22 protein-coding genes and 1 other RNA gene are annotated in these 25718 nt (G+C 68.4%); 9 read left to right on the plus strand and 14 right to left on the minus strand.

The genetic code is table 11. The features are described 5' to 3' along the window. Positions 1 to 74: 74 nt before the first annotated feature. Together U4Z64_RS10675 and U4Z64_RS10680 are read right to left on the minus strand one after the other, a co-directional pair. The gene (locus U4Z64_RS10675) at positions 75 to 5312 is read right to left on the minus strand and encodes an autotransporter outer membrane beta-barrel domain-containing protein (protein ID WP_321819920.1); all 5238 of its coding nucleotides are present in this window, start codon (positions 5310 to 5312) and stop codon (positions 75 to 77) included. A 648-nt stretch (positions 5313 to 5960) separates the two neighbouring features. Beyond that, positions 5961 to 6875: a class II glutamine amidotransferase gene (locus U4Z64_RS10680; RefSeq protein ID WP_321819921.1), complete on the minus strand. Its 915-nt coding sequence runs from the start codon at positions 6873 to 6875 to the stop codon at positions 5961 to 5963. Positions 6876 to 7078: 203 nt separating this feature from the next. On the opposite strand from U4Z64_RS10680, the gene pyrC reads away from it, so the two are divergent. The 3 genes from pyrC to rnpB all read left to right on the plus strand — a co-directional run bounded on the left by pyrC (position 7079) and on the right by rnpB (position 9442). Continuing rightward, positions 7079 to 8143, plus strand: coding sequence for a dihydroorotase (gene pyrC, locus U4Z64_RS10685; protein ID WP_321819922.1), 1065 nt, complete (start codon positions 7079 to 7081; stop codon positions 8141 to 8143). Continuing rightward, positions 8140 to 9018: a DUF3025 domain-containing protein gene (locus U4Z64_RS10690; protein ID WP_321819923.1), complete on the plus strand. Its 879-nt coding sequence runs from the start codon at positions 8140 to 8142 to the stop codon at positions 9016 to 9018. Before pyrC ends, U4Z64_RS10690 begins: the two co-directional genes overlap by 4 nt. A 12-nt stretch (positions 9019 to 9030) precedes the next feature. Continuing rightward, positions 9031 to 9442: RNase P RNA component class A (rnpB, locus tag U4Z64_RS10695), an RNA gene on the plus strand. A gap of 70 nt (positions 9443 to 9512) precedes the next feature. Here rnpB and U4Z64_RS10700 read toward each other — a convergent pair. Together U4Z64_RS10700 and U4Z64_RS10705 are read right to left on the minus strand one after the other, a co-directional pair. Beyond that, the gene (locus U4Z64_RS10700; protein ID WP_072465471.1) at positions 9513 to 9977 is read right to left on the minus strand and encodes an OsmC family protein; all 465 of its coding nucleotides are present in this window, start codon (positions 9975 to 9977) and stop codon (positions 9513 to 9515) included. Between the two features lie 436 nt (positions 9978 to 10413). Next, positions 10414 to 10719: a DUF1090 family protein gene (locus tag U4Z64_RS10705; RefSeq protein ID WP_044848287.1), complete on the minus strand. Its 306-nt coding sequence runs from the start codon at positions 10717 to 10719 to the stop codon at positions 10414 to 10416. 311 nt (positions 10720 to 11030) lie between these two features. Between U4Z64_RS10705 and rplM the strand changes: the two genes are divergently transcribed. The 3 genes from rplM (at position 11031) to erpA (ending at position 12442) form a co-directional block, all read left to right on the plus strand. Then, positions 11031 to 11459 (plus strand): 50S ribosomal protein L13, encoded by a 429-nt coding sequence (gene rplM / locus U4Z64_RS10710; RefSeq protein ID WP_009687896.1) that lies wholly within the window; start codon positions 11031 to 11033, stop codon positions 11457 to 11459. Between the two features lie 11 nt (positions 11460 to 11470). Beyond that, the gene (rpsI, locus tag U4Z64_RS10715) at positions 11471 to 11863 is read left to right on the plus strand and encodes a 30S ribosomal protein S9 (protein ID WP_011883283.1); all 393 of its coding nucleotides are present in this window, start codon (positions 11471 to 11473) and stop codon (positions 11861 to 11863) included. A 207-nt stretch (positions 11864 to 12070) separates the two neighbouring features. After that, a complete protein-coding gene (erpA, locus tag U4Z64_RS10720; protein WP_006401687.1) occupies positions 12071 to 12442 on the plus strand; it encodes an iron-sulfur cluster insertion protein ErpA in 372 nt (123 codons plus the stop codon). A gap of 158 nt (positions 12443 to 12600) precedes the next feature. Here erpA and U4Z64_RS10725 read toward each other — a convergent pair whose 3' ends face one another. Next, positions 12601 to 13749, minus strand: coding sequence for an anhydro-N-acetylmuramic acid kinase (locus tag U4Z64_RS10725; RefSeq protein ID WP_044848286.1), 1149 nt, complete (start codon positions 13747 to 13749; stop codon positions 12601 to 12603). 142 nt (positions 13750 to 13891) lie between these two features. On the opposite strand from U4Z64_RS10725, the gene tyrS reads away from it, so the two are divergent. The 3 genes from tyrS to U4Z64_RS10740 are packed head-to-tail and all read left to right on the plus strand — an operon-like array spanning position 13892 to position 16277. Beyond that, positions 13892 to 15133, plus strand: a complete 1242-nt coding sequence (tyrS, locus tag U4Z64_RS10730) for a tyrosine--tRNA ligase (protein WP_044848285.1) — start codon at positions 13892 to 13894, stop codon at positions 15131 to 15133. Then, complete coding sequence (dtd, locus tag U4Z64_RS10735; RefSeq protein ID WP_006751891.1) at positions 15130 to 15588, plus strand: D-aminoacyl-tRNA deacylase; 459 nt, start codon at positions 15130 to 15132, stop codon at positions 15586 to 15588. Before tyrS ends, dtd begins: the two co-directional genes overlap by 4 nt. Before the next feature lie 23 nt (positions 15589 to 15611). Then, a complete protein-coding gene (locus U4Z64_RS10740) occupies positions 15612 to 16277 on the plus strand; it encodes a histidine phosphatase family protein (protein WP_321819924.1) in 666 nt (221 codons plus the stop codon). A gap of 40 nt (positions 16278 to 16317) precedes the next feature. Here U4Z64_RS10740 and U4Z64_RS10745 read toward each other — a convergent pair whose 3' ends face one another. From U4Z64_RS10745 to U4Z64_RS10785, 9 genes are all read right to left on the minus strand, one after another. Then, positions 16318 to 17271, minus strand: coding sequence for an oxygenase MpaB family protein (locus U4Z64_RS10745; RefSeq protein ID WP_321796837.1), 954 nt, complete (start codon positions 17269 to 17271; stop codon positions 16318 to 16320). Positions 17272 to 17295: 24 nt separating this feature from the next. Beyond that, complete coding sequence (gene ruvB / locus U4Z64_RS10750) at positions 17296 to 18363, minus strand: Holliday junction branch migration DNA helicase RuvB (RefSeq protein WP_044848282.1); 1068 nt, start codon at positions 18361 to 18363, stop codon at positions 17296 to 17298. A 108-nt stretch (positions 18364 to 18471) separates the two neighbouring features. Next, complete coding sequence (gene ruvA, locus U4Z64_RS10755) at positions 18472 to 19053, minus strand: Holliday junction branch migration protein RuvA (protein ID WP_044848281.1); 582 nt, start codon at positions 19051 to 19053, stop codon at positions 18472 to 18474. Positions 19054 to 19246: 193 nt separating this feature from the next. Continuing rightward, entirely contained in the window at positions 19247 to 19789 is a 543-nt protein-coding gene (gene ruvC, locus U4Z64_RS10760) for a crossover junction endodeoxyribonuclease RuvC (protein ID WP_044848280.1), read from the minus strand. 151 nt (positions 19790 to 19940) lie between these two features. Beyond that, the gene (gene purH / locus U4Z64_RS10765) at positions 19941 to 21506 is read right to left on the minus strand and encodes a bifunctional phosphoribosylaminoimidazolecarboxamide formyltransferase/IMP cyclohydrolase (RefSeq protein ID WP_044848279.1); all 1566 of its coding nucleotides are present in this window, start codon (positions 21504 to 21506) and stop codon (positions 19941 to 19943) included. A 44-nt stretch (positions 21507 to 21550) separates the two neighbouring features. Continuing rightward, on the minus strand, positions 21551 to 21784 hold the full coding sequence (locus U4Z64_RS10770) for a Fis family transcriptional regulator (protein ID WP_006476892.1): 234 nt from the start codon (positions 21782 to 21784) through the stop codon (positions 21551 to 21553). Further along, positions 21781 to 22848, minus strand: a complete 1068-nt coding sequence (dusB, locus tag U4Z64_RS10775) for a tRNA dihydrouridine synthase DusB (RefSeq protein ID WP_006751898.1) — start codon at positions 22846 to 22848, stop codon at positions 21781 to 21783. Before dusB ends, U4Z64_RS10770 begins: the two co-directional genes overlap by 4 nt. 136 nt (positions 22849 to 22984) lie before the next feature. After that, positions 22985 to 24163 carry a UbiH/UbiF/VisC/COQ6 family ubiquinone biosynthesis hydroxylase gene (locus U4Z64_RS10780; RefSeq protein ID WP_321819925.1) on the minus strand — a complete coding sequence of 393 codons (1179 nt, stop codon included), beginning with the start codon at positions 24161 to 24163 and terminating at the stop codon, positions 22985 to 22987. A 124-nt stretch (positions 24164 to 24287) separates the two neighbouring features. Further along, positions 24288 to 25685, minus strand: coding sequence for an aminopeptidase P N-terminal domain-containing protein (locus U4Z64_RS10785; RefSeq protein WP_321819926.1), 1398 nt, complete (start codon positions 25683 to 25685; stop codon positions 24288 to 24290). Positions 25686 to 25718 lie beyond the last annotated feature (33 nt).

Raw genomic sequence — 25718 nt, forward strand, 5'->3', positions numbered from 1 at the left:
GAACACCGGGCGGTTTTTTTTCGCGGGCTGCCCGTCGCCCGCCGGTGGCAGCGGACGGGTTGCCGAGTCGGGCGTTACCAGCTGTAGCGGTAGCCGACCTGCCCGGTCACGCCGCGCCGGTAATCGCCGCCGATGTTGCGCGCATATTTCACGTTCGCGTACAACGCGCCCGACTTGCCGAAGCCCGCGGTCACGCCGAGGCCGAGCTCGTACCAGGTGCGGCCCAGGTGCGTCGCGAACGGCGTGCCGCCGACGACGGTCTGGCCCGGCGACAGGAAGTCGTGCAGCACGTCGGCCGTGAAGTACGGCGTCGCGGCGCCGCCGCCCGCGTTCGCGTCGAGGTTCGGCCGGAAGACGCGCACGCCGACGCGTCCGCGCAGCGCGTGGGTCGTCGTGCCCGACACGGCCGATACGTTGTCGTTGAACCCGTTCAGCTTCAGGTACTGGTACATCAGCTGCGCCTGCGGCTCGACCGCGATCGGCGTGCCGCCGATCCCGAACGGCTTGCCGACCTCCTGCGACAGCGCGATGCCGAAGCCGTTCTGCGAGGCCTCGTTGCCGTAGCTGTCGCGATAGCGGTTGCCGTAGTGCGTGACCTGGCCGACGCTGTCGAAGTAGGTGCCGTCGGACAGGTAGCGCGTCCAGTAGCCGCCGACGCTCTGCGCATGCATCTCGACCGAGCCCGTCGACGTCGACAGCCCGGCCGTGCCGGCGCGTGCCATGTCGCTGAAGCTTGCGTTCGCGACGCCGATGCTCGCTGTCACGCCCGCATGCGTGCTGCCGCCGGCGGGCGCCTGGTCGAGCGTCCAGTCCTTGCCGAACTGCGCGAAGAACGTGCGCTCGTCGGCCGCGAAGCGGCCCGCGTTCGCGTCGAGGCTCTGTCCGCCGATGCGGCCCCACACGCCGTCGCGGTTGCCCGGCGCCTGCTTCTCGAGGTTGTAGATGTCGCCGACGCGCTCGTGCAGCTTGCCGAGCGTCGAGAAGCCGTAGTCGGCGTTCAGCAGCGGCGTCATCGCGTAGCCCGCGACGCCCGGACGGTACGCGAGATCGCCGCCGTCGTCGATGATGGACGGGCCGACCGGATCGCCGGGGTCCGTCGGGTCCAGTTGCGAGCGCAGGTACCAGCCGTTCGCATCGCCCTGTCCGCCGCGGTAGAGACGATATTCGTACGCGCCGGCCTGTACGGGGCCCGCGAGATGGAACGCCGACGCGGTAGTCGTGCCGCCATTGGCCGTGACGACCACCGGAATCCCGTCGCCCGTCGTCTGCGCGCCGGTGCCGGCCGTGTTCGCGATCTTCAGGCCGGTCGTGCCGCTCGCGGTGCCGCCGTTCACGATCAGCCGGTCGGTCGGCGATGCGTCGGCGCCGAGGTAGGTGTTCAGCGCGATCGTGCCGCCGTTGCCGACGTAACTGCCGGTCGTCAGCGTCCGGTAGCTGGCGGCCGCCGTCGGTGAACCGGACGGCGCGGCGAACGCGACCAGGCCCGCGTTGTTCAGGCTGCTCAGCACGGAGCTGCCGGTCATGTGCCACGTGCTCGAGCCGTCGACGCTCAGCGCGACCGGGTCGATCGTGCCGGTCAGGGTCGTGCCGTTCGTCAGGAACACGTTGCCGGTGCTCGACGCGTCCGACACGATGTCGCCGGCGAGATTCACGGCGGATGCGTTGAAGGTCGCGGTGCTGCCGTTCGCGAGGTCCAGCAGCGTGCCGTTGCCGGCCGTCACGACGGTGCCGTTGCGCACCGCGATGTCGACGGTGCCGCCGCGTGCGGCGAACGCCGGCCCGGCGACGGACGCGACGCTGCCGCCGTCGACGCGCACCGAGCTCGTCGCGCCGGTCGCGAGCGTGTCCGTGCTCATGACGCCGGCCGTCGCGCCCTTGAGCGTCGTGCCCGTCAGCGCGAGCACGCCGCCGCCGTCGACGGTCGCGCCGTTGCCGGCCGCGCTCGCGAGCGACGAACCCGTGTCGCCGATACGGCCGCCGTTGCGCGCGACGAGACCGTCGGCTGCCGCGCCCGCCGCAGAGACCTTCGTGCCCGACAGCCACACGGTCGCGCCGCTGCCCGCGACGATCGCATGCGCGCCGGCGCCGGTCGTCGCGACGGTCGTGCCGTCCGCCGCGAGCGTCGAATCCGCCCCCGTCACGAAGAGGCCGCGTGCGTTGTCGCCGGCGGTGCGTACGACGGTCGCCGCGTCGGTCGCGATGCGTGCGCCCGTGCCCGTCGACGACAGCCCGTCGGCGCCATTGCCGGTCGTGCCGATCTGCGTGCCCGACAGCACGATCGTCGTGTTCGTGCCGAGGTTGTCGATGCCCTTGCCGGCGCCGCCCGCCGCGATCGACGTCGCGCCGGCCGCGATCCCGCCGTTCGAGACGGTCGAGTCGATCAGCACGCCGTCGGCGCTGCCGTTCGCGACGACGGTGCCCGCGCCCGACAGCGCGACCGACGCACCCGCGCCGGTCAGGTGCACGCCCGCGACGCCGTCGTCGGCCTCGATCGTGCCCGCGTTGGCGAGCGTCGCCGATGCGCCCTGCACGAGCGCGCCGGTGCCGTTGGCCACGCGGATCGCCGACGCGTTGTTCACGGTGCCGAGCGTGCCGACCACGACGCCCGTCGAGCCTGCGCCGCTCAGCAGCACCGTGTCGCGGTTGTCGAGCGTGCCGAGGTTCTGCGCGACGAAACCCGTCACGCCCGAGGTCGACGAGGTGACCGCGGCATTGTTGGTCAGCGTCGTCGCGACCGGTGCGCCGGCATTCGCGCCGGCGAGGTCGTGCGCCTGGCCGTCGACGACGCCCGCGATCGCGCCGGCCGCATTCAGGTTGATGGTCGCGCCCGAGTCGATCGTGCCCTTCGCGCCGCCTTCGACTGCTACCGCGATGCCGTTCGCGCCGTTGACGTTGTAGGTGGCGTGGCCGGTGGACAGCGTCGTGCCGGCACCGGTCGCGAGCACGCCGCGCGCGCGCTGGCCGTTGACGTCCGTCATCAGCGTGCCGGCGGCCGATGCTCCCGTATAGGCCGCGCCGCCCGCCATGCGGAACAGCGTCGAATCGTCGGTATCGACGCTCAGGTGCTGCGCGGCGACGTTGATCTTCGAGCCTGCGCCATACGCATAGAAGCCGATCTGGTTCGTGCCCGACATGAAGTGGGGCACCGCGTTCGCGTCGACGTTGATGGTCGCGCCCGAGCGCGCATGGACGCCGATCGCGCCGGTGCCCGTCAGGTTGAGCGCGCCGTCGACCGTGGCCTTCGCGCGCGGCCCTTCGGCCCATACGCCGTAGTTGCGCGTGTCCGATGCCGGATCGAGCCCGCCGGCCACGTTGATCGTGCCGGTCGACGTCGCGGCCGTTGCGCTCGAGCCGGTGCCGACCACCATGATGCCGATGCCGTTCACGCCGTTCAGCGTGATCGTGCCGGTGTTGGTCACGGTCGCGGCCGTGTTGGCCGCGAGCATGCCGACGTTGGCGAACGGCGTGCCGGGCGCCGCGCCGTTCACGACGATCGTGCCGGCGTTGCGCAGCGTGCCGGACGACGAGCCGATGCTCGCCATCCCGACGCCGTTCTGCGTCTGCGAGCCGATCACGATCGAGCCGAGGTTGCTGGCGGTGCCCGACGCGCCGAGCAGGATCCCGTACGCGTGCGCGGACAGCGCGACGTCGTTCGCCGCCGCCCCCGGGCCGTACTGGGCCGCGCGGCCGAGATAGATCGTGCCGCCGGCCGCGTTCGTGAAGGTGCCGCCCGCCGCGAAGCCGCCGATCACCTGGCTGTCGAGCGTCGTCGCGTTGACGCCGACGTTGATCGTGCCGGCGTTCGACGCGTTCGCGCCGCCCGTCACGGCCACCGCGTAGTTCTGCAGGTCGGGGCGGTCGCCGGCGAGCGTCCATGCGCCGACGTTCATCACGCCGTGGTTGACGAACGAGGTGCCCGAGCCGTTCGCGTACACGCCGTTGCCCTCGCTGTACGCATGGAACCCGAAGTTGTCGGGCGGCGTGCCGCTGCTCGTGTCGAAATTGTCGCCGGACGCGTAGCCGGACGAGATCACGCCATTGTTGACGCCGCTCGCGCCGCTCAGCAGGCGCACCAGCGTGAAATCACCCGACAGGCTGCCGTCGTTGACGAAGTGCGCGCCGTTTTCCGCGAGGACGGCCGAACTCGATGCGATCGTGTTGGTGCCGCGGAAGTCGATCTGGCCGTCCTTGCCGATCTGCAGCGTCGCGTTCGCGCCGGTGCCGTGCATTGCCGACAGATGATCGATCGGCAGCGTGTTCTTGTCGCCGGCGGACACGTTGTTCGCGTACTGGAAGGTCTCCTTCGAGAACGTGACGGCCTGGCCGAACGCGGTGTCGTACGCGGCCTGCGAGCCGAGCGCGCCGCTCCGGACCGAACGCACGAGGAAGTCGTTGTAGGCGGCGAGCGACGCGGCGTCGCTGACGGTCCACGTGCTGCCGTCGAACGCGGTGAAAGTGCCCGCATAGGCCGGCACGTCGAGCTGGAGGTTGCCGACGGAGCCGCCGCTCGCGAGGTAGTCGCCGGTGGTGAACCAGACCTGGTTGCGCGAATTCCAGTTGACGACGCTCGGGGTGGCGCCCGTCCCGTCCGCGACGGTGAGGTCCGTCTGCTTCGCGGCCATCGTGATTGCGTTGCCGGCCGCGCCGGGCGCGTTGGCGGGATTGCCGATCGACACGTTCAGCGTGCCGCCGGAGCGGTCGACGGTGCCGATCCGCGTGTTCACGTACTGGTCGCCGTTGACGTCGCGGTAGACGGGCACGTCGGTCGTGCCGACCGTCGACGCGGAGAACGCGGACGAGTCGTAGGTGGCGACCGACGTATGGGTGCCCGTGATCGTGTCGGGCGTGCCGATGTTCTGCGTCTTGCCGCCGAGCGACACCAGCGGCTGATCCGGATTTCCCGACACGATCGTCGTCGTGCCGAACGGGATGCGCGTGTAGCCGGCGTCGCCGCTGTTCTGCGCCGTCCATGCGCCCGTCACGCCGACCGCGTCGCCGCTGGACACGGTCGTGGCGCCGGCCAGGTTGTCGTTCACGGTCGGGCTGACGCTGCCGAGCGCGCAGCTGCCGCCGCTCGCGACCGCCGAACCGTCGCCGCAGCTCGACGCGTACGCGGAGCCGGCCGACAGCGCGACCAGCGCGGCACCGAGCGCGGCGACGCGCAGCGGCGAGCGGCGGATCGCCGTGCGGCCGGCGCGGGTGCTTGCGCCCGATTCGCGGCGTGAACGCTTGCCGCGCGCCCGTGTCGTTTCCGCGACCGCGACCCAGCAGCCGGCGGCGTCGCTCCAGATCGATCGAAATGAGTGATTCACGACATGCCCTCTTTCTTGTTTTGACGTGTTATTCGCCGCATGCGGCGAATGCGCATTCCACGGTGCCGCGTGACGCGAATGGACATGCGGCAGCCGTGGCTGCATGACGCGCCGGTCGGGTTTCGTTACACCGAAGATGGAGCGAGTCTACTAATTGGCGGGGCGGGCGATTTTCAAAAAATCAGGAAATGTGGGGATGGTAACGGTATTGGGTGGTATTTCTGAGTTGTGTGGGAAATCGAACTGAAAGCCTTTGTGGGTAAAGGCTTGGTGGGTTTTTTTATAGAACAGGCGGAAGCGCCGGTTCGGTAGGCTGGCGCACGATAGGCGTGGGGATTTTGCTTTAAGCTGAGGCTTCCGGATTATCCGGTTTCGACGAATATCTTGTTTTATTTGTTTCGACGGTTAATCATTTTCACTTGAAAATTAATTAAATAAAAGTGAATGTCGTGTGGCGACGCACGCGTGCTTGAAAGGGCAGCCTGAATGGAGTTGTCGGGGGAGATTTTCAATGCGGGCAATCATCGGCGGATGCCGGGCGCCGAATGCGTGGTTCGACGATCCGGCCATGACGCGGGATCGCCGAGCCGCGACGCTGGCGGAACAGCGCAACGCACGAAGGGCGCGCCCGGCGGCGGCGCGGCGCGCTCAGAAATCGATCGCGTCGTCGGAATCGCCGTCGGCGCCGGCCGCGAGTACGGCGTGCTGCGTACCGCACGGCGCGGACGCCGATGCGTCGAGCGCCGGGTTGCGCAGTTTCTCGAGCACGCACTCGGGCACCGGAATCTGCATCCGCGCGGCGACGTCGCCGCACTGGAACATGATCAGCTCGCCCGGTTCGAACGAGGTCCAGATTTCGTTGTCGGTCAGCGGCTGCGTGGCGATCACCGCGACGCGATCCTCGGGCGTCGTGTATTTCGCGAAGTCGATCGACAGGTCTTCGTCGACCAGATGCGCGGTCGAGAACGGCCAGCGCCGCACGAGGTAGTGCAGCCGCGTCGAGCAGTGCGCGAAGAGGGCCTGGCCGTTCGACATCAGGAAGTTGAACACGCCGTGATCGGTGATGTCGCGCGTCAGCTCGCCGACGCGCTCGAACAGCTCCGGCAACGGCGGCTGCGCGCCGGGGAACGCTTCGCGCAGCCCCTGCATCAGCACGCAGAACGCCTTCTCGCTGTCGGTGGTGCCGACCGGGTGGTAAACGCTGCCGTCGAGATCGGGTTCGTACTCCTGCAGATCGCCGTTATGCGCGAAGATCCAGTGCCGCCCCCACAGCTCGCGCATGAACGGGTGGCTGTTCTCGAGCAGGATGTGGCCTTGCGTGGCCTTGCGGATGTGCGCGATCGTGTTCTTGGACTTGATCGGGTAGCGCTTGACCATTTCGGCGAGCGGCGACGTGGCCGACGCCTGGTGGTCGACGAAGAGGCGACAGGCCTTGTCCTCGAAGAACGCGATTCCCCAGCCGTCGGCATGGTGATCGGTGAGGCCGCCCCGGGCCGCGAAACCTGTGAAGGAGAATGTGACGTCCGTCGGCGCGGCGCAGTTCATTCCTAGGAGTTGGCACATTTTACTTGGGGCGGGGGCGGAAGCGGGGTAACCAACCGGGTGAACCCCGGTACAATATGGCTTCTAGCATATCACCGAGCCTTGAGCGGTAAAAAGCGGATTCCGCCGGCCGAAGGCCCCGTGTTGCGGTTTGCCGTCAGTCGGCCCGCGCACGCGCGTTCCGGCCCCGCAGATGGCCAGCCCCGTTCCTCACGACGCCTCCTATGACTGCCTCGAACGCTTCCTCTCCGGCGACGCTCACGCTCGCCCGTCCCGACGACCTGCACCTGCACCTGCGCGACGGCGACATGCTGGCCGCGGTGCTGCCGCACACGGCGCGCCAGTTCGCCCGCGCGATCGTCATGCCGAACCTGAAGCCGCCCGTCACGACCACCGCGCAAGCGCAGGCCTATCGCGAGCGAATCCTGGCCGCGCTGCCGGCGGGCATGGCGTTCGAGCCGCTGATGACGCTGTACCTGACCGACAACACGTCGCCCGACGAAATCCGCCGCGCGCGCGACAGCGGCTTCGTGCACGGCGTGAAGCTGTATCCGGCCGGCGCGACGACGAACTCCGACCACGGCGTCAGCGATCTCGCGAAGTGCGCGAAGACGCTCGAGGTCATGCAGGAAACCGGCATGCCGCTGCTCGTGCACGGCGAGGTGACCGATCCGGCGATCGACATGTTCGATCGCGAGAAGGTGTTCATCGACCGCGTGATGGCGCCGCTGCGCCGCGATTTCCCCGGCCTGAAGGTGGTGTTCGAGCACATCACCACGAAGGACGCCGCCGACTACGTGCGCGACGCCGATGCGGCGCCGGGCCTGCTCGGCGCGACGATCACGCCGCAGCACATGCTGTACAGCCGCAACGCGCTGTTCGTCGGCGGGATCCGCCCGCATTACTACTGCCTGCCGGTGCTGAAGCGTGAAACGCACCGCGTCGCGCTCGTCGAAGCCGCGACGTCGGGCAACCCGCGCTTCTTCCTCGGCACCGACAGCGCGCCGCACGCGCGCGACGCGAAGGAAACCGCGTGCGGCTGCGCGGGCTGCTACACGGCGCTGCACGCGCTCGAGCTGTATGCGGAAGCGTTCGACAAGGCGGGCGCGCTCGACAAGCTGGAAAATTTCGCGAGCCGCTTCGGCGCCGATTTCTACGGGCTGCCGCACAGCACCGAGACGATCACGCTGCGCCGCGAGACCTGGGAACTGCCGCGCGAGGTGTTCGCGGGCGATACGCCGGTCGTGCCGCTGCGCGCCGGCGAATCGATCGGCTGGAAGTTCGCGTGACCGGCACGCCGCCGCGCGCGGCCGGCCACGCGGCCGGCGGCGGCGCGGCGGCGTTCGCGCGGATCGACTGGTCCGCGCCGTGGCTCGCGCGTTACGCGGAACCGGGCCGCACGCTTCAGGCGGCCGCGCTCGCCGGCGAGGCCGCGCTGCTCGACGCACTGAACGGCGCACTGCGCGGTGATGCCCGAGTCAGCGGCCGCGGCAAGCCGCTGCGCTTCGTGCCACAGGCCGAGCTGCCGCCCGGCATCGCATACGAAACCCATATCGCCGCGACCGGCGGCGTCCCGACCCGCCACAATCTTCACGACTTCTTCAATGCGCTCGTCTGGTTCGCGTATCCGCGCACCAAGGCCGCGCTGAACGCACGCCAGGCCGCGGCGATCGATGCCGCGGGCGGCGTCGGGCCGGTGCGCGGCACGCTGCGCGATGCGCTGACGCTGTTCGACGAAAATGCCGCGCTGTTCGTGACGGCCGACCGCACGCTCGCCGACGCGCTGCGCGGCTTCAGCTGGCAGCAGCTGCTGGTGGCGGCGCGCGACGCGTGGGGCACGCGCTGCGAGGCGCGGCTCGTCGGCCATGCGCTGCTCGAGAAGCTCGTCGCGCCCTACAAGTCGTGCACCGCGCACGCATGGATCGTCGAAGTGGGCGACGACTATTTTTCGTGGCCCGACGCGCAGCGTGCCGCGCATGTCGATGCGCGGATCGCCGGCGAACTGGCGACCCGCGACCTGACGAGCCGCGATTTCGCGCCGCTGCCGGTGCTCGGCGTGCCGGGCTGGTGCGAAGCGAATGCCGCGCCCGCGTTCTACGACGATCCGGCGGTTTTCCGCAGCGGCCGCCGCTCGCGCGCTGCCGGCGGCGGCGCACAGTGCTAGAATGCGCGTCGCAAAGCAGGCCAGGCAGTCGCGGCCTCGCCGCCTTCGGGCTGGCGGGGGCGAGGAAAGTCCGGACTCCACAGGGCAGGGTGATGGCTAACGGCCATCCGTGGCGACACGCGGAACAGGGCAACAGAAAGCAAACCGCCGATGGCCCGGCGCAAGCCGGGATCAGGTAAGGGTGAAACGGTGCGGTAAGAGCGCACCGCGGCGACGGCGACGTTCGCCGGCACGGTAACCTCCACCCGGAGCAATTCCAAGTAGGCAGGCGCGCATTTTCGGATGCAGGACGGGGCCCCCGTCTCGTCTGCGGGTAGGAAGCTTGAGCGCGTCAGCAATGGCGCGCCTAGAGGAATGGCTGCCACGCGCCGCGCGCTTCGGCGTGCAGCGTGCACAGAATCCGGCTTATCGGCCTGCTTTGCCGTTCGAATGCGAAAGGGCCGGCGCTCCGTCAGGGGCGCCGGCCCTTTTTTTCATGCGTGGCTGCCGTGCGTTCAGTCGGCGACGATGTCGAACGAATGCGTGAGTTCGGCGGTCTTCGCGATCATGATCGACGCGGAGCAGTACTTGTCGTGCGACAGGTTGATCGCGCGCTCGACCGTGGCCGGGTTCAGGTTGCGGCCGGTGACGGTGAAGTGGAAGTGGACCTTCGTGAACACTTTCGGATCTTCGCTCGCGCGTTCGGCCTTCAGCGTGACCGAGCAGCCGGTGACTTCCTGGCGGCTCTTCTTCAGGATCAGCACGACGTCGTACGCGGTGCAGCCGCCGGTGCCGACCAGCACCATTTCCATCGGGCGCGGCGCGAGGTTGTGGCCGCCGCCTTCCGGCGCGCCGTCCATCGCGACGAGGTGCCCGCTTCCGGTCTGGGCGGAAAACGCCATGCCGTCCTGACCCATCCAGCTTACTTTGCATTCCATGCTTGCACTCCAGCGTTGCCTGATTCGGATTCGATCCGGCATTGTAGCCCGCAGCGCTTCGCTCGGCTGATGCGCTGCACGACGCGCCACGCCATGCCGCCGCATGCGGCGCCCGGCGGGGCGCCGAACGGCGATTTCCCTGCTGTCTTTAGGGGTTTTACTCTAGGCGTGGCGGGCTTCCGGCTGCGCGCTTTCCTCCCAGTTGATTGATTTTAAAAGGGAAAATCCATTCATCGCGTGAGGCTCACCGGATTCCGCATTATGGTGTTGGATTTCGCAATGCAAATTTTCTTGTGAAGTCGGCGACGCGTTCGTATAATGAGCCTCATTGGTTGTCGCGCTGCGGCAACCTCCGCATGTCTCCTCCACCCTCCTCCTAAGGTGGATTAAGCCCGAACCAGCCGTTCGGGCTTTTTTTCGTCCCATGCAAGCATCGGCGCGCAGTTTGCGCGCGTCGATATCCGTCATTGACTCCCGTTTACGCCGGCCGCCGCGCGGCTGGCTGCGATGCCGCGCCGGGCGGCGTGTCCGTCGAACGGGCGGCAGGGGGCGGAACGTGTGCGGCCGATGCATGGCCATGACCGCGCGCGCAGAAGTGGCGCACGCGTTCGCGCACCGCGCGCAGGCGGGCGATGCGATCTTCGGCATGGGCGTGGCGGGCGTCGGCGATGCGGGCGTCGAGAGCGTCGAGCTTGGCCTCGCAGCCGGCCCGGGCGGCGACGGCGGGCGCCGCGGCGGCCAGCAACGCGGCCGCGAGAAAGGGCGTAAGTCGTTGTTTCATCATGCTTGTTTGTTGTTTTCCGTGATCGGCCGGTCTGGCGCGGCCAGGTCAGGTGCCGCGCGTCGATGGGTGCCGCCCCAGGCGCTCGGTTCGCCTGGTGTATCGGGGCACGACCGGATTTTGGCCCATTTCGGGCGCCGCCGGCACGGGGCGTGGATTCTCTTTGACCGCGCTGCGGTATTTCCTTTATAATTCAGGGCTTTTCCGCATTCATGCCCACGGAAAAAGAACAGGGAGAGCCTGCACCGCGCCTCGAAGCGCACACAGACAAGCAGGAAGAACACATCGGGCAAAGCATTTTTTTTGGATCGATCATGAAGACGTTTTCCGCAAAAGCCCATGAGGTGACGCGCGAATGGTACGTGATTGACGCGACGGATAAGGTTCTCGGCCGTGTTGCCAGCGAAGTGGCACGCCGTCTGCGCGGCAAGCACAAGCCTGAGTTCACCCCGCACGTCGACACTGGTGATTTCATCATCATCATCAACGCGAGCAAGTTGAAGGTCACGGGCAACAAGACTCTGGACAAGAAGTACTACCGTCACTCGGGCTACCCGGGCGGTATCTATGAAACGACGTTCGGCAAGATGCAAGAACGCTTCCCGGGCCGTGCGCTCGAGAAGGCGGTCAAGGGCATGCTGCCGAAGGGCCCGCTCGGCTACGCGATGATCAAGAAGCTGAAGGTCTACGCTGAAGCTACGCATCCGCATTCGGCTCAACAGCCGAAGGCGCTCGAGATCTAAGGGGAGCCCACATGATCGGTAACTGGAACTACGGTACGGGCCGCCGCAAGAGCGCAGTCGCACGTGTCTTCATCAAGGCTGGCAAGGGCGACATCATCGTCAACGGCAAGCCCATCGCCGACTACTTCTCGCGTGAAACGTCGCTGATGATCGTGCGTCAACCGCTGGAACTCACGAACCACGGCCAGACGTTCGACATCAAGGTCAACGTCAACGGCGGCGGCGAAACGGGTCAGGCAGGCGCAGTGCGTCACGGCATCACCCGCGCGCTGATCGACTACGATGCAACGCTGAAGCCGTCGCTGTCGAACGCAGGCTTCGTCACGCGCGATGCACGTGAAGTCGAGCGTAAGAAGGTTGGTCTGCGCAAGGCACGTCGCGCAAAGCAGTTCTCGAAGCGTTAATTCCGCTTCATGGCCGCGCCGCTTCCGGGCGGCGTCCGCCGGAAAAACCGCCAGTTTTCGCGCTGGCGGTTTTTTTATGCCCGCGCGGCGGCGCCCCGCGGGCGGTTTCCTTTACTGAAATCAACAAGAACCTATTGATTTCATGGACATCAGCACGATCTTCTGATCGGCCCTACAATAGCGGCTAAAGCTTTTTGGAGAGTTCGCATGAACGCTGTTACCGAATCCGCAGCAACGACCACCGAAATGCCGGCACCGTTCGTCTTCACCGACGCCGCGGCCGACAAGGTCAAGCAACTGATCGACGAAGAGGGCAATCCCGACCTGAAGCTGCGCGTGTTCGTGCAGGGTGGCGGCTGCTCGGGCTTCCAGTATGGCTTCACGTTCGACGAGGAAGTCAACGAGGACGACACCGTGATGAACAAGAACGGCGTCCAGCTCCTGATCGACTCGATGAGCTACCAGTACCTGGTCGGCGCCGAGATCGACTACAAGGACGACCTCAACGGCGCCCAGTTCGTGATCAAGAACCCGAACGCCACGACCACCTGCGGGTGCGGCTCGTCGTTCTCGGTCTGAACGCACGACGGATTCTGTCCGGTTCGCCGGAATGAAAAACGGGGCTTGATGCCCCGTTTTTTTGCGTCCGTTGTACGCGACGAACCGCGCGGGCGGCCTGTCGGCGCGTCCCGGACGCGCCGCATCGGGGCTCCCGCTCGTTTCGTCGTTTTCTCGTATCAGCGCGGATAAAGTGCGCCGAGCACGCGCTCGCCCGCTGCCCCCGTCACGCTCGCGAGATTGCCGGGCTGGCGCGCGGTGAAGCGGTACGCGAGCCACGCGAACGCGAGCGCCTCGACCTGCTGCGGCGGCACGCCGAGCGCGGCCGTCGTCTCCACCGTCGCCGGCACGCCGGCCTCGTGCAGTGCATGCCGGAGCGCATCGAGCAGCACCGGGTTGCGGGCGCCGCCGCCGCAGACGAACACGGCCTTGCAGCCGGCCGCGTGCCGGGCGATCTCGCGCGCGACCGAGACGGCGGTGAGTGCCGTCAGCGTCGCCTGCACGTCTTCCGGCGCGACCTGCGCGAACGCGGCGAGCTTCGCGTCGAGCCACGCGGGATTGAACAGATCGCGGCCGGTGCTTTTCGGCGGCGGCGCGACGAAGTAGGGTTCGTCGAGCAGCGCGTCGAGCAGCGCCGCGTGCACGGTACCGCGCGCGGCGAACTTGCCGCCGTCGTCGTAAGGCTTGCCGAGATGGCGCGTCGCCCATTCGTCGAGCAACGCGTTCGCGGGCCCGCAGTCGAAGCCGCGCACGTCGCCGCCTTCGCCGGGCAGGATCGTGATGTTGCTGATGCCGCCGAGGTTGCAGACGACCCGCGTCTCGCCCGGCGCGCCGAACACCGTCGCGTGAAACGCCGGCGCGAGCGGCGCGCCGTGCCCGCCGGCCGCGACGTCGCGGCTGCGGAAATCGGCGATCACGTCGAGATGGGTGAGTTCGGCGAGCAGCGCCGGATTGTTGAGCTGGCGCGTGTAGCCGCGCTCGGGACGGTGCCGGACCGTCTGGCCGTGCACGCCGATCGCGCGGATCTCGTCGCGCGACAGGCCGGCCGTGCGCTGCAGCTCGTGACAGCACACCGCGTAGCGCGCGACGAGCGCATTCGCCGCGACCGATTCGCGGTCGATCTCGTTGTCGCCGGGCTGCTGCAGCGCGAACAGCGCGTCGCGCAGCGATTGGGCGAAGCCGACGAACGCTTCCGCGAGCACGACCGGCGCGCGGCCGGTCTCGAAACGCACGGCGACGCCGTCGACGCCGTCCATGCTGGTTCCCGACATCAGCCCGAAGTAGATGCCGTCGGCCGGATGGGCGGGTTGCGGATGTCGTTGCGGCACGTTGGGTCCTCCTGGATCGAGCGGCGCGGGCCGGTGCCACGCGCCTTGCGCCCGATTATCCGCGCAACCTGACGCGTCGTTAAGCGATGCACGCGCAAGTTATGGGAAAATCCCTGTCTTTGCGACATTCTTCCTGGCCCCGATGAGCACCGAACCCAGTTCCAAGCCTGTTTTCCCGATCACCGACGAAGTCCGCCATGCGCTCGCCGTCACGAAGCGCGGCGTCGACGAACTGCTGATCGAGGAAGAGTTCGCGCAGAAGCTCGCGCGCAGCGCGGCCACCGGCACGCCGCTGCGCATCAAGCTCGGCCTCGATCCGACCGCACCCGACATCCACATCGGCCATACGGTCGTGCTGAACAAGATGCGTCAGCTGCAGGACCTCGGCCACACGGTGATCTTCCTGATCGGCGATTTCACGTCGCTGATCGGCGACCCGTCGGGCCGCAACGCGACGCGCCCGCCGCTCACGCGCGAGCAGATCGAATCGAACGCGAAAACCTACTTCGAGCAGGCTGCGCTCGTGCTCGACCGCGCCAAGACCGAGATCCGCTACAACAGCGAATGGTCGATGCCGCTCGGCGCGGACGGGATGATCAAGCTCGCGTCGCGCTACACGGTCGCGCGGATCCTCGAGCGCGAGGATTTCACGAAGCGCTTCCAGGGCGGCGTGCCGATCTCGATCCACGAATTCCTGTACCCGCTGATGCAGGGCTACGACTCGGTCGCGCTGAACGCCGACCTCGAGCTCGGCGGCACCGACCAGAAGTTCAACCTGCTGGTCGGCCGCGAACTGCAGAAGCAGTACGGCCAGGAACAGCAGTGCATTCTCACGATGCCGCTGCTCGAAGGCCTCGACGGCGTCGAGAAGATGTCGAAGTCGAAGGGCAACTACGTCGGCATCAGCGAGAAGCCGACCGACATGTTCGGCAAGCTGATGAGCATCTCGGACACGCTGATGTGGCGTTACTTCGAGCTGCTGTCGTTCCGCAGCATCGAAGAAATCGCGGGCTTCAAGCGCGACGCCGAAGGCGGCCGCAACCCGCGCGACTTCAAGGTGCTGCTCGCGCAGGAAATCGTCGCGCGCTTCCACTCGCAGGCCGATGCCGAGCGTGCGCTGGAGGACTTCAACCACCGCGCGAAGGGCGGCGTGCCGGACGACATCCCGTCGGTCACGCTCGCGGGCGCGCCGCTCGCGATCGGCCAGCTGCTGAAGCAGGCGGGCCTCGTGCCGTCGACGAGCGAAGCGCTGCGCAACATCGAGCAGGGCGGCGTGAAGATCGACGGCGCGACCGTCTCCGACAAGGGGCTGAAGGTCGAGGCCGGCGAGTTCGTCGTCCAGGTCGGCAAGCGCCGCTTCGCGCGCGTCACGCTGACCGCATGATCGCGCTGATCCAGCGCGTGAAGCGCGCCGACGTGCGCGTCGGCGACCGCACGACGGGCGAGATCGGCGCTGGGCTGCTCGCGCTCGTCTGCGCGGAGCGTGGCGACACCGAGGCCGCGGCCGACAAGCTGCTCGCGAAGCTGCTCGGCTATCGCGTGTTCAGCGATGCCGCGGGCAAGATGAACCTGCCGGTGTCGAACATCGACGGCGCGGGCGGCGCCGGCGGCCTGCTGCTCGTGTCGCAGTTCACGCTCGCGGCCGATACCAACAGCGGGCTGCGGCCGAGCTTCACGCCGGCCGCGCCGCCCGACGAAGGCGCGCGCCTGTTCGACTATTTCGTCGCGGCCGCGCGCGAGCGTCATCCGGTCGTCGAGACGGGCGAGTTCGGCGCCGACATGCAGGTGTCGCTCGTCAACGATGGCCCCGTGACGTTCTGGCTGCAAGTGCGGCCCTGATTCATTCCCGGAGACGCGCCGCGATGGCCACCACGCAGATTCTCTTCATTCGACATGGCGAGACGGCCTGGAACCGCATCAAGCGCATCCAGGGCCATATCGACATTCCGCTGGCCGACACGGGGCTCGCGCAGGCGCAGCGGCTGGCCGTCCGGCTCGCGCGGGACGCGCGCGAAGGACAGCGGATCGACGCGATCTATTCGAGCGACCTGATGCGCGCGCAACAAACCGCGCAACCCTTTGCCGATGCGCTCGGGCTGCCGCCGCAGTTGCGCGAAGGGCTGCGCGAACGCGCGTACGGCGTGTTCCAGGGGCATGACAGCACCGAGATCGAGACGCTGTTTCCGGACGCCTACGCCGCGTGGCAGACGCGCGACCCGGGCTTCGCGCCCGACGGCGGCGAGTCGCAGCGCGAGTTCTATCATCGCGTGCTGCATGCGCTCGAGCCGATCGTCGCCGCGCATCCGGGCGGCCGGATCGCGTGTGTCGCACACGGCGGCGTGCTCGACTGCGTGTACCGCTTCGCCAACGGTATCGACCTGTCGGCGCCGCGCAGCTATCAGCTGCTCAACACGAGCATCAACGTCGTCGATTACGTCGATGGTCGCGCACAGGTCGTGCAATGGGCCGACGTGTCGCACCTGGACGCCGCGAGCGACGACGACGACGGGTATCGCAAGGTACTCTGATCCGGTCGTACCGGCTCCGCCCGGCGGAAGAAGCCGATCGTCAGGCGGGCGGGGTGTCGTCGGGCGGTGTCGCGGTTGCGCGGCGGCGTGCGCGCTTCGACGCGCCGTTGACGAGCGCCCAGCGCAGCACGGGCGCGACTGCCCGCACACCGGGCCGGACCACCGCGCGTCGCAGCGGCGCGAACGTCGACACGTCGAGCATGCGCTGCGCCCAGGGCGGCAGCAGGTCGATTCCCGCATGCATGATCAGCGACGCGGCTGGCCGCAGCGCGGGCGTTGCGACCGGCACGTTCAGCAGGATGTCCATGACCTCGAAGGTGTGCGGCCCGGCTTCGAGTTCGGGCTGCATGCGCGCGAAATAGGCCGCTACCTCGGCGCGTGAACGGGGCACATCCCGGGCGCCGAGCAACTCCGCGATCAATGCCGTTTCAGCGTAATAGCCGTCCTGCAGCTCGCCCGACAGCGACGGATTCACATAGCGCAAATGCGCGGCGAGGAAGCTCGAAACTTCCGCGACATGCACCCACGTCAGCAACGCCGGATCGTCGGCTCGATACGGCCGGCCGTCGGGCGCCGTGCCCGATATGCGCGCGTGGATCGTTTTCACGCGCTCGATGAGCGCGAGCGCGTCCGCGCGGCTGCCGAACGTCGTGCCCGTGATGAACGTGGCGGTGCGCCGCAAGCGGCCGAGGATGTCGGTGCGAAACGACGAGTGATCCCAGACGCCCGCGAGCGCGAGCGGATGGAGCGCCTGCAGCAGCAGCGCGGCAATGCCGCCCGTCATCATCGACGTGAAATCGGCATGCACGCGCCAGCAGATCGCGTCGGGGCCGAACAGCCCCGGGTCTCCGGGCGGCGACGAGAGATCGATCGACGGACCGCCGCCGCCCGTCGTCAGGTGCGTGATGCCGGCCACGAGCCGCTTGCGGATCGGTTCGACCCAGCGCGGGCCCGGTGTGGGCGGGGCGGGGTGCGGGCTGGGCGGCGTGGTCATGGCGAGCTTGGCGCGGGCAGCGGGTTACTTCCCGTCGGCGGTATCCCACATCCCGCGTTCCGGGTTGCCGGCGTCGGGCGCGGAGAGCCCGAAGTGGCGGTACGTGAGCAGCGTCGCGACGCGCCCGCGCGGCGTGCGCTGCAGGAAGCCCTGCTGGATCAGGTACGGTTCGAGTACGTCCTCGATCGTGTCGCGCTCCTCGCCGATCGCAGCCGCGAGGTTGTCGATGCCGACCGGGCCGCCGTCGAACTTGTGCAGGATCGCCTCGAGCAGCTTGCGGTCCATCAGGTCGAAGCCGACCGGGTCGACGTCGAGCATCGCGAGCGCGGCGTCGGCGACGGCCGCGGTGATCTGGCCGTCGGCCTTCACTTCCGCATAGTCGCGCACGCGGCGCAGCAGCCGGTTCGCGATCCGCGGCGTGCCGCGCGAGCGCTTCGCGATCTCCAGCGCGCCGTTCGGATCGATCTGCGCGTTCAGCAGCGACGCCGAGCGCCGCACGATGCGCGACAATTGCTCGGCATCGTAGAACTCGAGGCGCGCGACGATCCCGAAGCGATCGCGCAGCGGGTTGGTCAGCATCCCCGCACGCGTGGTCGCGCCGACCAGCGTGAACGGCTGCAGGTCGAGCTTCACGCTGCGCGCCGCCGGCCCCTCGCCGATCATGATGTCGATCTGGTAATCCTCGAGCGCCGGATACAGGATTTCCTCGACGACCGGCGACAGCCGGTGGATCTCGTCGATGAACAGCACGTCGTTCGCTTCGAGGTTGGTCAGCAGCGCGGCGAGATCGCCCGCGCGTTCGAGCACGGGGCCCGACGTCTGGCGCAGGTTCACGCCCATCTCGCGCGCGATGATGTGCGCGAGGGTGGTCTTGCCGAGGCCGGGCGGCCCGAACAGCAGCACGTGGTCGAGCGGCTCGGCGCGGCGCTTCGCGGCCTCGATGAAGATCTCGAGCTGGCCGCGCACCTTTTCCTGGCCGACGTAGTCGTCGAGCTGGCGCGGGCGCAGCGCGCGTTCGAACACCTCCTCGTGCGACGAGGCGGGCGTGGCGGCGATGATCCGCTCGGCGGCGAGTTTGTCGGTTTCAATCATGCGGCCATTGTACCGCGCGCCGTCACGCGGCCGAACTGGCCGAACGGCCGACTGGCGCGTGCCGCGCGACGGCGCGACACTGGCTCCGACAGCCGGCTCGGGCGGCCGTTACACCTTCGACAGTGCCTTGAGCGCGAGTTTGATGCCTTCGGACACGCCGGTGCCGGCCGGCACGTTCTTGATCGCGGCGAGGCCTTCCTTTTCGGAATAGCCGAGCGCGAGCAGCGCGTTGAGGATGTCGGTCGCGTGGTCGGACTGGGACGCGGCGCCGGCGAGTGCGCCGAGGTCCGCGCCGAGCTTGCCCTTCAGCTCGAGCAGCAGGCGCTCGGCGGTCTTCTTGCCGATGCCGGGCAGGCGCGTGAGACGTGCAGCATCCTGCATCGTCACCGCCTGCGCGAGCTCCTGCACGCTCATGCCGGACAGCACGGCCAGCGCCATGCGCGCGCCGATGCCGGTGATCTTCAGCAGTTCGCGGAAGGTCGTGCGCTCCTGCGGCGTCAGGAAGCCGTACAGCAGGTGCGCGTCCTCGCGCACGATCTGCTGCGTGAGCAGCACGACGCGCTCGCCCGTTTGCGGCAGGTTGTAGAAGGTGCTCATCGGCACGTCGATTTCGTAACCGACGCCGTTGCAGTCGACGAGCAGGTGAGGCGGATTCTTTTCGAGCAGGATGCCGGCGATGCGACCGATCATGGATGGCGGGATGCGAGGAAGAAAGCGCGAGTGTAGCGCAGCTGCGGCGCGATGCCGATGGGTTGGCCGTCAGGTCGGGGCGCCGCGCGACGCGTGCGCGACGCGGGGCGATCAGGCAGGCAGGACGGTGGCAGGCGCAATGCGCGCGATGCGGGTAGCCGCGCGCCGCGCCGAGGGGATGCGTGCCGTCGCGTCAGCCGACGAGCCGTCCGCGCCGCACGCGCAGCCCCCTTTTCGCGAGCGCCGGCGCGAGGCCGCCGATCGTGCCGAGCGTATTGCCGCTGTGCGCGTGGCAGATCGCCATCCCGAGCGCGTCGGCCGCGTCGCTGCCAGGCTGGCCGGTCAGGTTGAGCAGTCTCGTGACCATCTCCTGCATCTGCGACTTGGTCGCGCGGCCGTAACCGACGACCGCCTGCTTCAGTTGCAGCGCGGTGTATTCCGCCACCGGCAGGCCGCCGGAGACGAGCCCGCAGATCGCGGCGCCGCGCGCCTGGCCGAGCAGCAGCGTCGACTGCGGGTTCACGTTCACGAACACCTGTTCGATCGCGGCCTGGTCGGGCGCGTGTTCGCGCACGAGCGTCGATACGCCCTGGAAGATCGTGCCGAGCCGGGTAGCCAGATCGGCCGTGGGCGTGCGGATCACGCCGCTTGCGACATAGGCGAGCCGGTGGCCGCTGACGTCGATGACGCCGAAGCCGGTGACGCGCAGGCCGGGGTCGATGCCGAGAATTCGCATGAGTGAGGAGAAAAACCTGATGCCGCGATACTACAACGAATGGTGCGCGGGGCCGGCCGCGTGGCTGCGTGCGCCGGCGCCGCGCAATAAAAAACCCGGCGGGTATGATGCCGCCGGGTTTTCGTGCGGCGGCCACACGGGCCGCGTGCGATCAGTGACGGAAGTGGCGCACGCCCGTCAGGATCATCGCGATGCCGTGCTCGTCGGCCGCCGCGATCACTTCGTCGTCGCGCATCGAGCCGCCCGGCTGGATCACGCAGGTCGCGCCTGCCGCCACGACGACGTCGAGACCGTCGCGGAACGGGAAGAACGCATCCGACGCGACGGCCGAACCGGCCAGCGTGAGGCCCGCGTTCTGCGCCTTGATGCTCGCGATGCGTGCCGAATCGACGCGGCTCATCTGGCCTGCGCCGACGCCGAGCGTCATGCCGTTGCCGCAGAACACGATCGCGTTCGACTTCACGTACTTCGCGACGCGCCATGCGAACAGCAGGTCGTCCATTTCCTTCGCGGTCGGTTGACGCTTCGTGACGACGCGCAGCTCGCTCGGCTGCACGTTCTTCGAATCGAGCGACTGCACGAGCAGGCCGCCGCCCACGCGCTTCAGGTCGAACGCGTTATGGCCGTCGCCGAGCGCGATTTCGAGCAGGCGCACGTTCTGCTTCGCGGCGAACACCTGCTTCGCGGCGTCCGTGAACGACGGCGCGATCAGCACTTCGACGAACTGCTTGGCCACCGCCTGCGCGGCCGTCTCGTCGACTTCGCGGTTGAACGCGATGATGCCGCCGAACGCCGACGTCGGGTCGGTCTGGAATGCCTTCGCGTACGCGTCGGCCGAATCGTTGCCGACCGCGACGCCGCACGGGTTCGCGTGCTTGATGATCACGCAGGCCGGCGCGTCGAACGTCTTCACGCATTCCCACGCCGCGTCCGAATCCGCGATGTTGTTGTACGACAGTTCCTTGCCCTGCAGCTGGCGGTAGTTCGCCAGTGCGCCGGCCGGCGCCGCGAGGTCGCGGTAGAACGCCGCGCTCTGGTGTGGGTTCTCGCCGTAGCGCAGGTCCTGCACCTTGTCGAACGCCATGTTCAGCGTGGCCGGGTATGCGCTGCGCGATGCGTGCTGCAGCTCGTCGGTCAGGCTCGTCAGGTAGTTCGTGATCGCGCCGTCGTATTGCGCGGTGTGCGCGAACACCTTGGTCGCGAGGCGGAAGTTGGTCGCGTAGCCGATCGCGTTGCCGTTCGCCTTCATTTCGTCGAGCACGACCGCGTAGTCGGCCGGGTCGACGACGACCGTCACGTCGCGGTGGTTCTTCGCGGCCGAGCGCAGCATCGTCGGGCCGCCGATGTCGATGTTCTCGATCGCGTCGGCGAGCGTGCAGTCGTCCTTCGCGATCGTCGCGACGAACGGGTACAGGTTCACGACCAGCAGGTCGATCGTCGGGATGCCGTGCTGCTCCAGCGCCTGCATGTGCTCGGGCAGGTCGCGGCGGGCGAGGATGCCGCCGTGCACCTTCGGGTGGAGCGTCTTCACGCGCCCATCGAGCATTTCCGGGAAGCCCGTGTAGTCGGCGACTTCGGTCACGGGCAGGCCCGCGTCGGCGAGGAGTTTCGCGGTGCCGCCGGTCGACAGGAGTTTGACGCCGAGGTCGGACAGCGACTTCGCGAAGTCGACGATGCCGGTCTTGTCGGAAACGGAAATGAGCGCTTGCTTGATCATGATGGAACCACCAATAGCCAGGGAAACGGGGACGGGACGGCTGCCTACAGCAGGCCGTGCTGCTGCAGCTTCTTGCGCAGCGTATTGCGATTGATGCCGAGGTACTCCGCGGCGAGCGACTGGTTGCCGCCGGCCTGTACGAGCACGACCTCGAGCATCGGCTTTTCGACGCAGGACATCACCATTTCATAGACGTCGTGCGGATTGGAGCCGTCTAGATCCCGGAAATACACGTCCAGGCTCTCGCGGACACATTGTTCGATGTTGTGCTTGCTCATGCTGCTAACTGGTTATGGTCGTCCGACTCGCCCTGGCCGTTTTCCTCTTCGTCATCGACGTAGACGAGGTGGTCCGACAGCGCCTTTTGCGCCTCGAAGAATGCATTGACGGCGGCGAGTTGCTCGCGGGTGGAATCGAGCGTGTTCATCCTGTGCCGGAACCCGTTGGCACCGGAAAGGCCGCGAGTGTACCAGCCGATGTGCTTGCGCGCAGTACGGACGCCCGTGAATTCACCGTAGAACGCGTAGTGGTCTTCCAGGTGTTCGTTCATCACGTGCTGGATCTCGTCGATCCGCGGCGGGGGCAGCAGCTCGCCGGTTTGCAGGAAATGATCGATTTCACGGAACAGCCACGGCCGGCCTTGCGCGGCGCGACCGATCATCAGTGCGTCGGCGCCGGTGGCGTCGAGCACGGCCTTCGCTTTTGCCGGCGACGTGATGTCGCCGTTCGCGACGACCGGGATGCGCACGGCCGCCTTCACGGCCGCGATGGTGTCGTATTCCGCGTCGCCGCGGTAGAGGTCGGCGCGCGTGCGGCCGTGTACGGTCAGCATCGAGATGCCGGCCGCCTCGGCGAGGCGCGCGACCGTGATCGCGTTCTTGTGCTCGCGATCCCAGCCGGTGCGGATCTTCAGCGTGACGGGCACCGCATCCGGCCCCGTGCCGACCGCTGCGACGACGGCCTCGACGATCCGCTGCACGAGCGGCTCGTTCTGCAGCAGCGCGGAGCCGGCCGCGACGTTGCAGACCTTCTTCGCCGGGCAACCCATGTTGATGTCGATGATCTGCGCGCCGTTGTCGACGTTGTAGCGGGCCGCTTCGGCCATCATCGCCGGATCGGCGCCGGCGATCTGCACCGCGATCGGCTCGACCTCGCCTTCGTGGTTCGCCCGTCGCATCGTCTTCGCGCTCTTCCACAGCTGCGCATTGGACGCGACCATCTCGGACACGGCGTACCCGGCCCCCAGCCGCTTGCACAGCTGGCGGAACGGACGATCCGTCACGCCGGCCATCGGGGCGACGAACAGGTTGTTACGCAATACGTGAGAGCCGATAACGGGCATCGCAATGGCACCGCCCGCGAGCGCCGGGCGTCGCGGACAAAAAAGGGCAGAGGGAAAACGGCTATTTTACCGTATTCCCATGCCCCGCCGATTTGACCCGGTTTGCGCGGCCTGACGGCGCGCAACGCGCGGCGTGTCAGTTGCGCTGGCCGAACATCATCTGGCGTGCGATCGCCTTCTTGAGCGGCGGCACGAATTCGAGCGCGGTGAGCGCCGCGCCGCGCAGCAGCGGAAGAGGGCCGGCGTCGACGGTAAACAGGCGCGCGAGCGTGTCCGTCGCGCCGATCGTGAAGCGCCGGTCGAGCGCGCGCCGTGCGTTGAAGGTGGCGAGCGCGGTCGCTTCGAAGCCCTGCGTGGACAGCGCGTCGACGAGCGTGTGCGCATCGCGCAATCCGAGGTTCAGCCCCTGGCCGGCGACCGGATGCAGCGTTTGCGCGGCGTTGCCGACGATCGCGATGCGCCCGTTGACGAGCGTCTGCGCCGCGTTCAATCCGAGCGGGAACGATGCGCGTCCCGCGATCGCGACGAATCGGCCCATCCGCTCGCCGAATGCAGCGCCGAGTTCGCGCAGGAACGCGTCGTCGGGAAGGGCGGCGCGGCGGGCCGCCTCGTCGGGCGTGCAGCACCACACGAGCGAATAGTCGGCACCGCCAAGCGGCAGCAGCGCGAGCGGGCCTTCGTGCGTGAAGCGCTCCCAGGCGACGTTCGGGCGCGGCGCCGAGACGGTGACCGTGCCGACGATCGCGGTCTGGCCATAGTCGCGGCGTTGCTTGCCGGTATCGGCCTGCTGTTCGTGGAACAGCCCGCCTTCGGCGTTGATGACGATGCGCGCGCGCAGCGTGCGCTCGCCTTGCGGGCCGTCGAGCGTCAGCGTGACGCCGTCGGCGTCCTGTTGCGGCGTGTGTGCGGTGGTCGACGTGAGCCAGTCGACGCGCGTGCCGCGCACGGCCTGCGCGAGCGCCTGCACGATCGAGCCGTAGCGCACGACGTAGCCGAGCGCGGCGAGGTCGTGCTCGTCGCGATCGATCAGCGTGCGGCCGAAATGGCCGCGCTGCGACACGTGGATGTGTTCGATCGGCGTTGCGTCGGCCGGCCATCCGAGCGTGTCGAGCAGCACGCGGCTGCCGTGCGACACGGCGATCGCGCGCGGGTCGTTCGCGCTCGCGGCCGGCTCGCGCGCGTCGATCAGCGCGATCGACGCGTGCTGCGTCGCGCTGCGTCGGGCGAGCCAGCCGGCGAGCGCGAGCCCGACGGGGCCCGCGCCGACGATGGCGAGGTCGTAGTCCGGCGTGGCCGGGGAGGAAGCGGTCGTCATCTGTGTTCGTGAAACGGGGTAACGGTCAACTGCGGGTCAACTGCGGGTCGACGGCAGGTCAACGGCAGATCAACACCGGGCCAACGGCGACCCGGCACCGGCGCGATGGCAACCTGCGGCACGCTCACGCGCCGTGCGCCGCGCCCGCACGCATCAGCGCCTCGATCTCGTCGGCCGCCACCGGCACGTCGCGCGTGATCAGCTCGCAACCGTGCTCGCGCACGATCGCGTCGTCCTCGATGCGGATGCCGATGTTCCAGTATTCGGACGGCACGTCGTCGGCGGCGCGCACGTACAGGCCCGGCTCGACGGTGAGCGTCATGCCGGGTTTCAGCGTGCGCCACGGCAGCGCGCCGTTGGCGTCGCGCGCGGCGAGCCGCTCGCGGTAGTCGCCGCAATCGTGCACGTCCATGCCGATCCAGTGGCCGGTGCGGTGCATGTAGAAGCGTGCGTACGCGCGCTCGGCGAGCACGTCGTCGACGCTCGAGAAGCGCGTCTTCGGGATGATGCCCGTATCGAGCAGCCCTTGTGCCAGCACCCGCACGGCCGCGTCGTGCGGCGCCTCGAACGGCACGCCCGCGCGCGTCGCGTCGATCGCGGCCTGCTGCGCGGCGAGCACGATGTCGTACAGCGTGCGCTGCGCGGGCGAGAAGCGCCCGTTGGCCGGGAACGTGCGCGTGATGTCCGACGCGTAGCCGTCGAGTTCGCACGCGGCATCGATCAGGATCAGGTCGCCGTCCCGCGCGGCCGCGTTGCCGGCCGGGTAGTGCAGCACGCACGCGTTCGCGCCGGCCGCGACGATCGAGCCGTACGCGGGCGCCTGCGCGCCATGCTTGCGGAACGTGTACAGCAGCTCGGCCTCGAGTTCGTACTCGCGGATCCCTGGGCGGCACACCTGCATCGCGCGACGGTGCGCGAGCGCGGAGATGTGTGCGGCACGCATCATGATCGCGAGTTCGTGTTCGTCCTTCACGAGCCGCATGTCGTCGAGCAGGGGCGTGAGGTCGAGCAGCGCGTCTGGTGCGGCGACGCCGCTGCGCGCCTGCGCGCGCACCGCATCGATCCAGCCGGCGAGCTGGCGCTCGAACTCGGCCGACGCGCCGAACCGGTAGTGCACGGTGCCCGCATCGGCGAGCAGGCGCGGCATTTCGGTGTCGATCACGTCGACCGCGTAGGCCGCGTCGAAGCCGAACGCATCGCGCGCGGCCTCGGGCCCGTAATGGAAACCTTCCCAGATCTCGCGGTCGGCATTCTTCGCGCGGCAGAACAGGATCGATTCCGGCGCGCCGTGCGACCCGGCCGCGTTCAGCACGAGCACGGCGTCCGGCTCGGTGAAGCCCGTCAGGTAGTGGAAGTAGCTGTCATGCCGGTACGGAAAGGCCGTATCGCGGTTGCGCAGCATTTCCGGCGCGGTGGGAACGATGGCGACGCCGCCGCCGGAGGCGCGCAGTGCGGCAAGCACGCGTTCACGGCGCTGGCGGTAGACGTCGACGGCGATGGCGGTATCGAGGGGCGCATTCATCGTGCGATTGTAGCGCCGCCGGACGCGGCGCGT

Source organism: Burkholderia sp. BCC1996, from assembly GCF_905339955.1.
Lineage (GTDB): Bacteria > Pseudomonadota > Gammaproteobacteria > Burkholderiales > Burkholderiaceae > Burkholderia.